The following is a 13,178-nucleotide window of genomic DNA, read 5'->3' as shown; positions in this document are numbered from 1 at the left end:
CGAGCCGCCTGCGCGAAGCCATTGACGAGCACGCGGTCCCCGCCATTGGCGCGTACCTGGGGGAGGTGCTGGTGCGCAACCTCGGCGGCAAGTGGATTCCGCGCCAGAAGCTCGAGGAGGCCCAGGTGCTCGTAGGCAACCGCGTCTGGCTTCCCTTCGTCCGGGCCCGCCACTACATGCGGTCGCGACAGTCGCTGCTGGACTGCTCCCTCACCTGGCTCTACCGCGTGGCCGAGCGGCACCGGGGCTGAAGGGGAGCTGAAACAGCACAGCATGCGCCCGTAGGACTTGCGCCTCGGAGTGGCGCGGTTTGCGCGGAGCGCGGGCCAGAATGTAAGCCCGCTTGACACGAACGCCGCCTCACTCCTGACCCCTGGAGTCATTCCATCCGGACCTCCCGCTGACGTAGGGTTGCGCTCGCATTTCCGAGCCCCCCGCACGACCGGGAAACCCAGGAGAAATGACATGCAGAGCACTTCATCCAGGAGAAAGCCTTCACGCGCCGTCCCCTTCTCGCTGCTCCTGGTGGGCAGCGTCCCGGCCGCCTGCGCGAATGCCCCGAAAATCGAGGCACTCCAACCGACTCGCACCGCCGTGGCGGAGCTGGATGATTGGGGAGCACTGCTCCTGGAGGCCGGCGTGCCCACCACCGCACTGCCTACAAGGGACACGCTCACCCTGGATGAGGTGAAGCGCCTGCGCCTGATGCTGTCCCTCCCCGCGAGCATGGAGCACTACGCCCCGCGGCTGGTGGCGGACACCGTGCTGCACGAGGTGGAACTGACGCAGAAGCCCGTGCGCCGGGAAGTCCTCAACCAACACCTCCAGCGCTTCCAGACGCTCTTCGTGTTGCGGCCGGATGGCTTTCTCGCGGCGGCCCTGACCGGCAGGGCGCAGCAGTGCGTGGGGCCCGTCGAGCCAAGGGACGGTGCCCTGCGGGCAGGGCCTTATGAGGTAGGCGTCTGGTACCGGCGCGGCCAGGACGGAGCCGCGCAGCGCGTGGTGGAAATCCCCGAGTCCCGGAAGTGAGGGGTTTTCCTCCCATGCCCACCAGGCTCAACCCCGGCACCACCCTCCGCGTGCAAGACATTGCCTACGAGGTGCGTCATATCCTCCATCGTCCGATTCCAGAGCAAGACACCCCCTCGGAGACACTCCTGCTCGCACGGTGTCTCTCCGGCCCACACGCCTCCAGCCAGGCACTCGTCCAATGTCTGAAGGCTTCACATGGCAACGACTGACGGTTTGGACGTCCAGAGACTTCGGACCACCCTTGGAGAGAAAGCCCGGCAGGCCCGGCGCCGTGCCAGGCTCACGCAGGCCGACGTCGCTGACAGGCTGGGGGTCGTGACAGAGGTCCATGGCCGTTTCGAGCGAGGCCAGGTACTCCCTGGTATTCCCAGCCTCCTGAAGCTCTGCCTGGTCTTGAAGGTCTCTTCAGACCATGTCCTCGGTCTCGATAAATCCCGAGCGCCACGCTGGGCCGAGCCAGAGCACCACGAGTCCCCCCAGCTCCGCAGGCTGCTCCGGGCCCTGCGCCGGCTGAGCCCGGCTCAACTCGAGCTCGTGGCCCGGAGGGTCCACCTGCTCCAGAAGAGCGGTGGCCCCCCTGCCGTTCCGTCGTCCAGCCCGGACGCGGCCTCAGGCCAGCTGCTGCTCGCGGCTGCGCACGTTCCACGACTCGCGCAGCGTCTCGGGGATGCGGAAGGGCGGGCGCTCGTGGCCGCGGCTCACCCATACGATTCCCTCCAGCAGCTTGCGCCCGAACAGCTCGCTGAGCTTCGCGTTCACCACGTTCGCCTCGTCGCCCTCGTCCATCACCCAGCCCAGCAGCTGCAGCGGCTTGATCAGCGCTCGCGTCCAGTCCGCCGCCGGCACGTCGATCAAATCCGCCGTCTCGTCGCCAATCAGATGGCGGATGAGCGTGCTGCACAGCCCATCGAAGATGTTGCCGGGGATGATGTGCTCCACCTGCTCGATGAGCGCCTTCGTCATCACCTTGCCCTGCTCGCAGGAGCGGAACACGCGCGCGAAGATGGCGTCCGCCAGCCGCGCCCCGTCCTCGTACGTCTCCGGCAACAGGCGCTCGTCCACGCCCATCACGTACCCCACCACCCGCCACGCGTGGTAGTAGGCCTGCTCCTCGCGCGGCTCCAGCGTGTAGCCCAGCTTCGTCAGCGCGCGGATCGTCACCACCGAGAACGTCACCAGCGTGCCCGCCATGTCCTCCTGGTTGATGGGCTGGCCCCACTCCGGATTCCACTGGCCCTTCTGACGGATGAGGTGGCGCACCGCCGCGTGCATCAGCCGCACCTTCTGCGCGTCCCGCAGGCCCCAGCCGTCCGGCTCCAGGCCTCCCGGCGACATCACGTCCACCACCATCTGCGCCGTCTCGATGATGCGCCGCTTGGTGTCCGTCTGCAGCCGCGCCGTCATGTGCAGCACCTGCACGCCCTCGGCCCCCGCGTAGCACGTGGGCAGCGACGCGCACACCAGCGCCACCACCGACAGCGAGCCACACCGGCTGAACACCGCCTGCCCCTCGCGGATGAGGTCCTTGTCCGCCCACGAGGGCAGCCTCACGCTCTGCTCGAAGTAGCCCCGCAGCGGCACCGGCAGCTGCTCCGCCGTCACCGTCTCGTGCGCCACCAGCTGCTTCATCAGCTCGTTGGCGGAACCCACCATCCCCTGCGCGAAGAGGCTCTGCACCGCCTCGTCCGCCGGCGGGTCACACACCTCGCGCATGGAATCCAGGAACTCGTTCGTCCAGTGCACGTCCGTCATGAGCAGTACCCCCGCGATATGGCTTCGCCCTCCGCATCCGCGCGAAGTGCGGCGCGCAGTCTGGCACAGCCCCACGGACTGTTCGATAAAGGATGCTTGCCCGCCTGCTCAGTGCACGGGGGGCTCGGGGGCCGGAGGCCGCTCCACCCGCGCGCGAGACCGGGGAAGGGTGAAGGAGAAGGTGCTGCCCTGCCCCTGCTCGCTCTCCACCTCCAGCGTGCCCCCATGGGCCAGGACGAGCCCCCGGCTGATGGTGAGCCCCAGCCCCGTGCCCTTCTTTCCCGTTCCTTCTACCTGCCAGAAGGGCTCGAAGAGGTGGGGCAGCGCCTCGGCGGGGATGCCCGGGCCGGTGTCCCGCACGCAGAAGCGCACGAAGTCCTCTCCGGGCACCACCTCCACCGTCACCCGGCCCCCCTCGGGGGTGAACTTCAGCGCGTTGCCCACCAGGTTGGAGAGCACCTGGAAGAAGCGGTCGCGATCGCACCGCACCCAGCAGCGCTCCCGGGGCAGGCGCGTGCGCAGCTCCACCCGCTTCTCGATGGCCAGCGGCTCGAGCAGCACCAGCCCGTCGCGCACCAGGTCGTCCACCGCGTAGCGCCCCAGGTCCAGCTTGACCTGGCCCGCCTGGAGGCTGGCCATGTCGAGCAGATCCTTGATGAGCCGGTCCATCCGCTCCACCGAGCGCTCGATGGTGTGGGTGTGCTTGCGCAGCCGCTCGCCCTCCTCGCCCGGGGGGAGCAGCCGCCGCATCAACTGGGTGCTCAGCGCGATGGAGCCCAGGGGGTTCTTCAGGTCATGGCTCACCACGGCCAGCACGTCCTCGCGGGTGCGGACGGCGCGCCGGGCTTCGCGCTCGGCGGCCTCGGCCCGCGAGCGCTCGCGCTGCTGGGCGGCGGCCTCGGCGCGCGCGGCCTGCTCCCGGGCCTCGAGCCGCACCCGCTCCTCCTCGACGCGCTGGCGCCGGGCCTCCACCCGGTCCAGCGCGAAGGCGGCACCCCACACCAGCGCGGCGAAGGCGATGACGTTGCCCACGGCGATGAGCGCCAGCGCGAAGGGCAGCGCGTAGGCGCCGGCCCGGTACCCCATGAGCGCCAGCCCTCCCAGGACGACGGGCAGCACGAACGCCGGGAGCAGCAACCAGCGCGAGAGCACGCCCCCCAGGCCCGAGTGGGTGACCACGCTCATGAAGCCGTGATCCGGACGGGCGAGGAAGACCCCCGAGCAGAGCAGCAGGAAGCAGAGCGTGGTGTGCACCGCCATCTGCGTGTAGCGGCTGAGACCGGGGAACTCCTCCTGCCCGTAGAGGTAGCCCACGAAGCCCACCAGCGTGATGACCGCCGCGAGCGAGGCCAGGTGCTGAGCGGGCCAGCCGACGAGCCGCGTCTTCACCTCGATGAACAGGAGCGACACCCCGAGCAGCATGAAGCAGACGGCCGTGTTGGGAGCCATGCGCCCCGGATAGCCGAGCTCCACGCCCCGCCGGGGGTCCTCCACGAAGAGGTGATCGATCCCGAGGTCCACGTCGAAGACATACTGGGCGAACGTCAGGCCGCTGAGGAGGACGACGAGCCCCGCGCCTACCTGCGCGCCCCGCCGCACCAGGGCGCGCTCGCTGGGAATGCCCACCAGCACCAGCGAGGCGCCCGAGAGGATGAAGCCCAGGGCCGTGTTGGCCTTCATCGTGGGCAGGCCCGGCCGCAGCCCCTTGAGGGACTCGAGGCCGGCGAGCCAGGCCACGAAGACCACCAGGCCCACCGCGAGGACGAGGCTGCCCTGGATGACGGCGAGCCGCCGCAGGCTCCGGCACAACCGCGTATGGACCGTGACCTGGGCCAACTCCGTCCTTCCTCAAGATTCCGGGCGCGTCCGGGGCGGGCCGTGCACCGGCGCTCGGCCTCCGTGTCCCTTGTCTCGCTTGAGCCTACCCAACATCCACGTGCGGGCGTCGTGGAGAATCTCGTACACCGTGGGAATCACCAGAAGTGTCAACAAGGTGGAGGTGATGACGCCGCCGATGACGGCCCGTCCCAGCGGCGCGCGGAAGTCGCCGCCCTCGCCCGCGCCCAGCGCCACCGGCACCATGCCCGCGATGATGGCCAGCGTCGTCATCATGATGGGCCGCAGGCGGATGCGTCCCGCCTCGATGAGCGCTTCCCGCATGGGCAGCCCTCGCGTGTGCGCCCACCTGGCGAAGTCGATGAGCAGGATGGCGTTCTTGGCGACGATCCCCATCAGCAGGATGACGCCGATGAGGCTCATGATGTTGAGCGTGTCCCCCGTCACCCGCAGCGCCAGCACCACGCCGATGAGGGACAGCGGCAGCGAGATGAGGATGGCCAGCGGATCCAGGAACGAGCCGAACTGGATGACCAGGATGAGGTACATCAACAGCACCGCCACCCCGAGCGCGAGGAAGACGCGGCCGAACACCTCGGCCTGATCTCTCGCCTCGCCGCCCTCGCCCAGGACGTAGCCGGGCGGCAGCCGCACCGCATCCAACCGCGCCCGGATGTCCGTCATCACCTCCGACAACGAGCGTCCCTGCACGTTGGCCTGGATGTTGATGACCTTCTCGCGGTTGAGGTGGTTGATTTGAGCGGGCCCCACCGTCTCGCGGATGCGGGCCACCTGGCCCAGGGGCACCAGGGCCGGAGTCCCGCCCGGCGTCGCGGCCGCCACCAGGGGAAGCTGCCCCAGGTCTCCCGGACGCACGCGGGCCTCGGGCACCACGCGCACCATCACGTCCCGCGTCTCGCCCGACGGGTCCACCCAGTCCCCCGAGTCCACGCCCGCGAAGGCCGCGCGCATCGACTGCGCCACCTGGGCCACCGTCACGTTCAACCGGCCCGCCACGGCCCGGTCCACCTCCACCTCCACCTCCGGCTTCTGCCCGCGCGTGGACAGGCCCACGTCCACCGCGCCCGGCACCTGCTCCACCTCGCGGCGCAACTGCTCGGCCAGCCGCGTCAGCTCCCGCGCGTCCGGCCCACGCAGCTCCAACTGGATGGACTTGAAGGCCCCGCCGAAGCCACTGGTGAAGACGGAGACGTCCGCCCCGGCCACGCGCGACATCTCCTGGCGCAGCGTGACGCCAATCTGCTCCTGGCTCACCTGGCGCTCGTGCTTGGGCGTCAGCTTCACGTACACCAGCGCCTGGTCCACGCCCGGCGAGCGCAGCGGCAGCGGCGTGCCGATGGTGGTGAAGGTGTAGCGCACCTCGCCATGGCCGCGAGCGATGCGCGTCACCTCCTCCACCTTGCGCTTCGTGTACTCGAGGCTGGAGCCCGCGGGCGTCTCCACCAGCATCTCCACCTCGGCCCGGTCGCTCACCGGGACGAAGCCCGCGCCGCCGAACACGCCCTGCAGCACCACCGCGCCCACCAGCGCGAACACCGCCAGCAGCACCATGGCCAGCCGGTGATCCAACGCCCAGGCGATGACGCCCTTGTAGCGGTCCGCCTGCCTGTCGAACCAATGGTTGAAGCGCGCGAGCACCCGGGAGATGGGCCCCTTGTGCGCCCCCTTCTCCACCGCTGGATCCGGCCAGTACGCGGAGAGCATCGGGTCCAACGAGAAGCTCACGAAGAGCGACACCAGCACCGAGCACGCGATGGTGAGGGCGAAGGGTTTGAACCACTGCCCCGCCACCCCGTACATGAAGGCCACCGGGACGAACACCGCCACGATGGAGAACGTCGTGGCCGCCACCGCGAGGCCAATCTCGCTCGTGCCCTCGCGCGAGGCGGTGTAGTGGTCCTTCCCCATCTCGATGTGGCGGACGATGTTCTCGCGCACCACGATGGCGTCGTCGATGAGGATGCCGATGGCCAGCGTGAGGCCGAGCAGCGACATGGTGTTGAGCGTGAAGCCGAACGCCCACACGCTGATGAAGGACGCCAGCACGCTCACCGGCAGCGCCAGGCCGGTGATGACGGTGGAGCGCCAGGAGTTGAGGAAGAGGAACACCACCAGCACGGTGAGCAGCGCGCCCTCCACGAGCGCGGACTGCACGTTCGCCACCGCGTTGTCCACCTGCACGCCCGAGTCGCGGACAATCTCCATCTTCACGCCCTGGGGCAGCGAGGACTGGAGGGCCTGGATGCGCTCGCGCACGGCATCGGCCACCTGGGTGGTGCTGTAGCCCTTGGCCTTGAGGATGTCGATGCCCACCGCCTCCCGGTCGTTGAAGAGGGCCAGGGTGCGCGGGTCCTCGGTGCCATCCACCACGTTGGCCACCTGGCCGAGCCGGATGGGCTGGCCTCCACGCTCGGCGATGACGACGCGCGCGAAGTCCTCGGGCGTCTCCAGCCGGCCCTTGAGGCGGATGGTCGTCTCCTCCAGCGGCCCGTCCAACCGGCCCACCGGCGCGGCGAGGTTCTGCGCCTGCAGCGCCTGCACCACCTGCGAGATGCTCAGCCCCGCGGCCTGCAGGGACTGGGGCCGCACGAAGACGGACATCTCCCGCTCGATGCCTCCCACCACCGTGGCCTGGGCCACGCCGGGAATGGAGCGCAGCTCGCCCACGATGCCCGGGTCCACCAGCCGGGTGAGCGCCGTGGCCGGCATCTTGTCCGAGGTGATGGCCAGCGAGACGATGGGCATGTCCGACGGGTCGAACCGCGTGAGGACGGGCTCCTCCATCTCCAGCGGCAGGTCATTGCGCTTGCTGGAGATGGCGTCGCGCACGTCCTGCGAGGCCTGCTGCAGGTCCTTCTCGTAGTTGAAGAAGACGGTGAACTGGGCGAGGCCGTCGATGGCGCTGGAGGTGGACTTCGCGGCATCCACCCCGCTGATGCTGAAGAGGGCGTCCTCGATGGGCTCCACCAGCCCGCGCTCGACCACGTCCGGGGAGGCGCCCGGGTAGACGATGGTGACGTTGATGATGGGCTGCTGGACGTCCGGGAACTCATCCGTCCGCAGCGACACCAGCGCCACCAGGCCGAACACCACCAGCGCCAGCATGGCGGTGATGGTGACGATGGGCTTCTTGATGGCGAAGTTGGAGATGAACACGGAAAGGCTCTCCCTTCAGCGAGGCTCAGCGGGGCAGGGGCTGTTGGGGCGGGGACCGGTCCGGCGGAGTCGAGCCAGCACCGCCCACGCCCGGCCCGGATTCCCGGGGCCGCTCGGGCAGCCGCAGCTCCACGGGAGTGCCCTCGGCGATGTCCCCCGACGAGGCCCGCAGCAGCACATCTCCGGGCCGCACGCCGGAGCGCAGCTCCACCAGCCGCTCCAGCTCGTCCGTCATGCCGAGCGTCACCTGTGCGCGCTCCACGCGGCCGTCCTTCACGCGCAGCACCGTGGGCGGGTCGGCGCGCATGTCCACCGCCGACACGGGCACCGCGGGCACCTCGCGCCGCAGCGCCGCCACCCGGCCCTCGGCGGAGAGCCCCGTGAGCAGCGCCTGCCCGGTGTTGGGCAGGGTGACGTAGATGCGCACCTGGCCCGTGCCCGGATCCACCGCGGGGTTGATCCGCTCGATGCGGCCCTCGAAGGAGCGGTCCCCATGGCCGGCCACGTTGAAGTCCACCTCGACACCGGGCTCGAGCACGCTGAGCTGCGCGGCCGGAACGGAGGCCTCCAGCCGCAGGCTCGTGGGATCGATGACGGTGTAGAGCGCCGCGCCCGGCTGGACGATGTCACCCGCGCTGGCGAGGCGCTCGCTCACCACGCCGGCGAAGGGAGCGCGGATGCGGGTGCGGCCCACCTGCTGACGCGCGAGCGCGAGCCGGGCCTCGGCCTCGGAGAGCTGCGCCTGGGCCTGGTGGCGCGCGAGCTCCGCCCGCTCCAGGTCCCTGCGGGTGATGACGCCCGCGTTGGCCAGCTTGCGGTTGCGCTCCTCCTCGGCCCGGGCCACCCGGAGGCCATTGCGCGCCACCCGCACCGCGGTGCGCGCGGCGAGCAACTGGTCCTGCGACGAGGTGTCCTCGATGCGCGCGAGCAGCTGGCCCTTCTTCACCTTCTGGCCCTGCTCGACGAGCATCTCCAGGACGGCGCCCTGGACCTCGGCGCGCATGGTGGCGGCGCGCCGGGCCTGGAGCGTGCCGGACAGGACGGGCCCGCTCTCCAGCTCCCGAGGCTCCACCCGCACCACGTCGTCCGGCCCGAGCACCACCGGTACCTTTTCCTGGGGCTGCTGCTCCTGCGAGCGCCCGCGGTTGCAGCCCGAGAGCATCCCCAGGCCCAGCAAGACGAGGACCGCCCACGCCGCGCCCCGGCGTCCCGTGCTCATGCTCACGCCTATCCACCTCCTGACACGCCGCGTAGAGATGTGCACACGCTGGCCCGGCTGCATCCTGTGTCGCACCCGGGTGGGCGCTTCCAGCCGCGCTCCACCGCCTGCCTGCCTGGGGTCACCGGTCCGCCCGGTGATGCGCGCAACGTCCAGCGGTCCAGGATTGCCCGGGGCGGCGCCCGGACGGCCGCACGGTGGGATGGGCTAGGCTGCGCGCCCCGTGCTCCTCGCCTGCCTCCTCGCTTGTACATCCGCTCTCGCCGCTGGCCCGCTGGTGCTGGAGGGAGAGGTGCCCGCCCAGGGCGGCTTCTTCGACGTCCCCTTCGAAGTGCCTCCGGGCACCGTGGAGCTGGAGGTCCGCCATGACGACCTCGCCAGCGAGAACATCCTCGACTGGGGGCTGGAGGATCCGGAGGGATTCCGCGGCTACGGCGGCGGCAACGAGGAGCCCGCCATCGTGGGCGAGCGGGCCGCGTCGCGCTCGTACCTCGCCGGGCCGTTGCGCCCGGGGACGTGGAAGGTGACGGTGGGCAAGGCGAAGATTCGCAAGACGCCCGCGCGCTACCGCATCGAGGTGCACCTGCGCACGGCCGCCACGCTCGCGCCCCAGCCCGAGCGCCAACCCTACCGCCCCGCTGGCGCGCTCTCCGCGCAACCCCGGTGGTACGCGGGCGACTTCCACGTCCACTCGCGCGAGAGCGGTGATGCGCGGGCCCCTCTGGATGACATTGCCCGCTACGCGCGGGACCAGGGGCTCGACTTCGCCGTGCTCACCGAGCACAACACCACCTCCACGCTCGACTTCCTCGTGGAGGCCCAGGCACGGCACCCCGAGCTGCTGCTGGTGCCGGGCATCGAGTACACCACCTACGCGGGCCACGCGAACGCCATCGGCGCCACCGGCTACGTGCCGCCGCGCGTGAACGAGGGCATTTCCCTGCGGGAGGCCATCGACGCCTTCCACCGCCAGGGCGCGCTCTTCTCCATCAACCACCCCGTCTACGACGTGGGAGACCTGTGCATCGGCTGCGCGTGGCAGCTCACCGTGCCCCCGGGCGGCGTGGACGCCCTCGAGGTGGCCAACGGCGGCTGGGAGAAGCTGGGGCGCTTCTTCTCCGAGGGCGCGCTCGGCTACTGGGATTGGCTCCTGTCACAGGGACACCACACCGCGGCGCTCGGGGGCAGTGATGACCATCGCGCCGGGGTGGACCTGGACTTCACCCAGAGCGCCATCGGCAACCCCACCACGCTGGTGTACGCGCGGGAGCTGAGCGTGGAGGCACTGCTGGAGGGCATCCGCCACGGCCGGACGGTGGTGAAGCTCCAGGGGCCGGAGGACCCCATGGTGGACCTGACGAGCAGCGTGGCGCCCACCGGGGACACCGTGCTCGCGCCAAGCGCCCGGTTGAGGGCCCGCGTCACCGGCGCCAGGGGCCATCAGGTGCGCTTCGTGCACAACGGCGTGCGCCTGCCACTGGTGGAGGTGACGTCGGAGGACTTCGTGGTGGAGCAGGACGTCACCGCGCCCGAGCACGGCGAGGACCGGTTCCGCGTGGAGGTGTGGATCAACGGCCATCCGCGCACCGTGACGAGCCACCTGTGGGTGGCGCGAACCGCGGACATGCGTGGGATTCCAGGACCGGTGCCCCAGGTGATGGAGCCGGAGGCCTGTGGTTGTGGCTCGGCACCGGGCTGGAGCGAGAGTGTGCTGGCGCTGGCCGTGGTGGCGCGCGGGAGAAGAAGACGCCAAGCGGATCCAACGCATCAGCCGTTGCACAGCTCCTGTCAATACCGCCATGAACGACGTGAGCGCACACATCCCATCTGGTGTTCTCGGCTCGGCGCGCTTGCCTTGGCCGTGCTGCTCGCATCGCGCTTTTGGCCTTCTGGCGATTGAGAACGTCAGAAATGGAGTCTGGTGATGGATCTGGAGAGCATCGTGGAGGACTTCGCCCGGAACGTGGCCGAGCACACGGATGCGCTCTGGCGCGGCGACCGTACGGGCGGGAGGAAGTACAGCAGGCACTACATCGCCGCATTCAAGAAGCTCCGCGCCCAGGGCGATGCTGGACGAGATGCACTCGCAACTCTACTCACTCACCCACGCATGGATGTCCGCGTCAAGGCAGCGACCTACCTGCTCAGCGAGCGGCCAGCGCAAGCCATGCCCGTTCTGGAGGAGGCGGCCAAGGGAACAGGCATGATCCCCTTCCTGGCCGCTCAGACGCTGAAGTACTGGGAAGAGGGCACCTGGAGCCTGGACATTGATTAGGTGCCGTCTGCTCGTCATGTGACGGAACTCATGCCTTCGCCCCATGACACGCCGGGCTCGCGGATGTCTTGCTCGGACGGAGGAGGGCGGCCCGTGTGGTACGTGCGGTGCTTCGTGAAGGCGGCGATCTTCCGCCACAGGGCCTCGAACTCCTTCGGACCGAAGTCCGAGCCCGAGCTCAGCAGATCGTACTGGTAGTAGCGCGGAGCCACGCCCGGGGGCGGCTCGGCGTAGCGGAAGTGGCCGATGACATCCGCGTGGTCCGCCTCCACCAGGAAACTGGATTTCGCATCCGGCCACACCATGGAGATGCTGTTGACGATGCCGTCATTGTCCGAGGGCACCAGTCTTCGCGCTTCCTTCTCCGGCTCCAGCAACCACGAGATGGACTGGGCCCGACCCATTTCCGGGCAGGGACGGCGCGCGTTCAGCCCGTACACGAACTTGTACAACCCCCGAGCATTCGCCCCCGGGCGCCTGGCGACGGTCACGATGGAACCGCAGTGGATGTCCTTCCTGCTGAAGAAGTCCTGTTCCTCGTTCGTGGCCGTCCGATGTGCCGGGCTCACGGGCGAGCCCCGGGTCCACACGGGGTCCAGGTCGGAGACGGCGGCGATATCGGTGGCGATGTCGAGCAGCCAGCGGAGCGTCTCGAAGTACGAGCCCCGTGCGAGCGCGCGCTCGAGTGGATCCTTCGAGGAGTCGAAGCCCACCATCGTCTGGATGACGGCATCGAACCAATCGGGCAAGCCCTTGCTGGGAGGGAACAGGCGCTGGAGACGCCGGCCCAGGAAACTCGCGCCCACGCACCGAAGGGAGCGGGTTGTCTCGAAGAGCATGCGCGGCAACACCCGGGCAACGGGCGAGGGAATCCGGAAGCCTCGGAAGCGGTGTGACAGGTTCGTCCCGCGCTGGGGCGTGGAGATGAATTGCACGGTACGGATCTGCCCGAGCATGTCCTCGCTGGCCCCGTGCGCGTCTTCATCTTGCCGGTAGTCGATGAGGAGTTGCCGGATGTCGAGTCCACCCGTCGAGTGGCCCACGAGGTGGATGTCATCCTGGCGGCTGATCACCCCCCGCTCCTGCAGCTCGCCGAGCCATCGCCGCAGCAGCCGGGCCCGCGACTGAACGCTCGCCGTGGGGATGTTGGGGAAGTAGTGCAAGACCAGGGGAGTGAAGCCGAGCGCCTGGGTTACCCCGTGGTAGTAGCGCAACGAACCGAGCGCCTGGAAGCCGCCGAAGCCGGGGACGAGCACGATGTGGTCCTGCATGGCCGATACTCCGAGGGGCACATGAGAACCCGGCGTGCCCGCTCTCTCCTCATCATGCGCATGCAGGGCGTGAGCGGTGAGGCGGCAACGAGCCTGGGCCTGGTCCACGGCCCTACGGGCTCGCGGCTGGATAGCACCCCGCCTGCCGCGCGCGCTCGCGCACTCACGTCACGTCCATCTCCCGCTCGACCCGCTCGGCCAGCCATGTCGTGAAGTCAGAGGCCACCCGAGCGGGCTCCTGCTGTTCTCCGGCCGTATGGTCCCAGAACACCACGGGAGGCTCTCCTGCTCCCCGGGAATCAAGGCAGTAGAGATTGCCTCCCCCGTCATTCATCAGAGGGATGAGATGCGTGGGGAGCGCGGGACTCATTTCCTCCCGCTCACTCCTGGTCATCTCCGTCAGGCTCAAGTACGGCGGAACATCCACACCAAGCCCGAAAAGTTCGATGGATCCCACGCCTCCCCACCCGAAGCGTTTCAAGAAGAGCCTGTAACCACCGGTCAGCTCTACTTGCAGCTCAGCACTGGCGGTGTCGATCTCCGCGTCACTCACACCCTGGCCAAAACTCTTCGTGAGGTTGCTCTCCAGCAACTCTGAAAGTTCGTTGAAGGTCAT

General features: G+C 69.3%; 9 protein-coding genes and 1 pseudogene. 4 read left to right on the top strand and 6 right to left on the bottom strand.

Annotation, left to right across the window (positions count from 1 at the left end; translation table 11 throughout):
- Nucleotides 1-251: pseudogene (locus AC16DP_RS47325) on the top strand (hypothetical protein); the annotation flags it as partial.
- 214 nt (nt 252-465) lie between these two features.
- Nucleotides 466-1,029: a hypothetical protein gene (locus AC16DP_RS47320; protein WP_329725478.1), complete on the top strand. Its 564-nt coding sequence runs from the start codon at nt 466-468 to the stop codon at nt 1,027-1,029.
- Between the two features lie 612 nt (nt 1,030-1,641).
- Here the strand turns inward: AC16DP_RS47320 and AC16DP_RS47315 are convergent.
- The 4 genes from AC16DP_RS47315 to AC16DP_RS47300 all read right to left on the bottom strand — a co-directional run bounded on the left by AC16DP_RS47315 (nt 1,642) and on the right by AC16DP_RS47300 (nt 9,016).
- Nucleotides 1,642-2,784 (bottom strand): oxygenase MpaB family protein, encoded by a 1,143-nt coding sequence (locus AC16DP_RS47315; RefSeq protein WP_329725477.1) that lies wholly within the window; start codon nt 2,782-2,784, stop codon nt 1,642-1,644.
- A gap of 108 nt (nt 2,785-2,892) precedes the next feature.
- Nucleotides 2,893-4,620 carry a sensor histidine kinase gene (locus AC16DP_RS47310; RefSeq protein WP_329725476.1) on the bottom strand — a complete coding sequence of 576 codons (1,728 nt, stop codon included), beginning with the start codon at nt 4,618-4,620 and terminating at the stop codon, nt 2,893-2,895.
- 12 nt (nt 4,621-4,632) lie between these two features.
- Nucleotides 4,633-7,797 (bottom strand): efflux RND transporter permease subunit, encoded by a 3,165-nt coding sequence (locus tag AC16DP_RS47305; RefSeq protein WP_329725475.1) that lies wholly within the window; start codon nt 7,795-7,797, stop codon nt 4,633-4,635.
- 25 nt (nt 7,798-7,822) lie between these two features.
- Nucleotides 7,823-9,016, bottom strand: a complete 1,194-nt coding sequence (locus AC16DP_RS47300; RefSeq protein ID WP_329725474.1) for an efflux RND transporter periplasmic adaptor subunit — start codon at nt 9,014-9,016, stop codon at nt 7,823-7,825.
- A 223-nt stretch (nt 9,017-9,239) separates the two neighbouring features.
- Here AC16DP_RS47300 and AC16DP_RS47295 point away from each other — a divergent pair, with 223 nt between their 5' ends.
- Both AC16DP_RS47295 and AC16DP_RS47290 read left to right on the top strand, forming a co-directional pair.
- The gene (locus AC16DP_RS47295) at nt 9,240-10,916 is read left to right on the top strand and encodes a CehA/McbA family metallohydrolase (protein ID WP_329725473.1); all 1,677 of its coding nucleotides are present in this window, start codon (nt 9,240-9,242) and stop codon (nt 10,914-10,916) included.
- A 24-nt stretch (nt 10,917-10,940) separates the two neighbouring features.
- On the top strand, nt 10,941-11,291 hold the full coding sequence (locus AC16DP_RS47290) for a DUF2019 domain-containing protein (RefSeq protein WP_329725472.1): 351 nt from the start codon (nt 10,941-10,943) through the stop codon (nt 11,289-11,291).
- 14 nt (nt 11,292-11,305) lie between these two features.
- Here the strand turns inward: AC16DP_RS47290 and AC16DP_RS47285 are convergent, their stop codons facing one another.
- Together AC16DP_RS47285 and AC16DP_RS47280 are read right to left on the bottom strand one after the other, a co-directional pair.
- A complete protein-coding gene (locus AC16DP_RS47285; protein ID WP_329725471.1) occupies nt 11,306-12,562 on the bottom strand; it encodes an esterase/lipase family protein in 1,257 nt (418 codons plus the stop codon).
- Between the two features lie 163 nt (nt 12,563-12,725).
- A complete protein-coding gene (locus AC16DP_RS47280) occupies nt 12,726-13,178 on the bottom strand; it encodes an SMI1/KNR4 family protein (RefSeq protein WP_329725470.1) in 453 nt (150 codons plus the stop codon).

This window comes from Archangium sp. (assembly GCF_057119385.1).
This window is presented reverse-complemented; position numbering and strand designations above follow the sequence as displayed.

Excerpts from the sequence above, each read along its gene's own strand:
- AC16DP_RS47290 (WP_329725472.1), top strand. The coding sequence starts at position 10,941 with ATGGATCTGGAGAGCATCGTGGAGGACTTCGCCCGGAACGTGGCCGAG.
- AC16DP_RS47315 (WP_329725477.1), bottom strand. The coding sequence starts at position 2,784 with ATGACGGACGTGCACTGGACGAACGAGTTCCTGGATTCCATGCGCGAG.
- AC16DP_RS47280 (WP_329725470.1), bottom strand. The coding sequence starts at position 13,178 with ATGACCTTCAACGAACTTTCAGAGTTGCTGGAGAGCAACCTCACGAAG.
- AC16DP_RS47300 (WP_329725474.1), bottom strand. The coding sequence starts at position 9,016 with ATGAGCACGGGACGCCGGGGCGCGGCGTGGGCGGTCCTCGTCTTGCTG.
- AC16DP_RS47320 (WP_329725478.1), top strand. The coding sequence starts at position 466 with ATGCAGAGCACTTCATCCAGGAGAAAGCCTTCACGCGCCGTCCCCTTC.
- AC16DP_RS47285 (WP_329725471.1), bottom strand. The coding sequence starts at position 12,562 with ATGCAGGACCACATCGTGCTCGTCCCCGGCTTCGGCGGCTTCCAGGCG.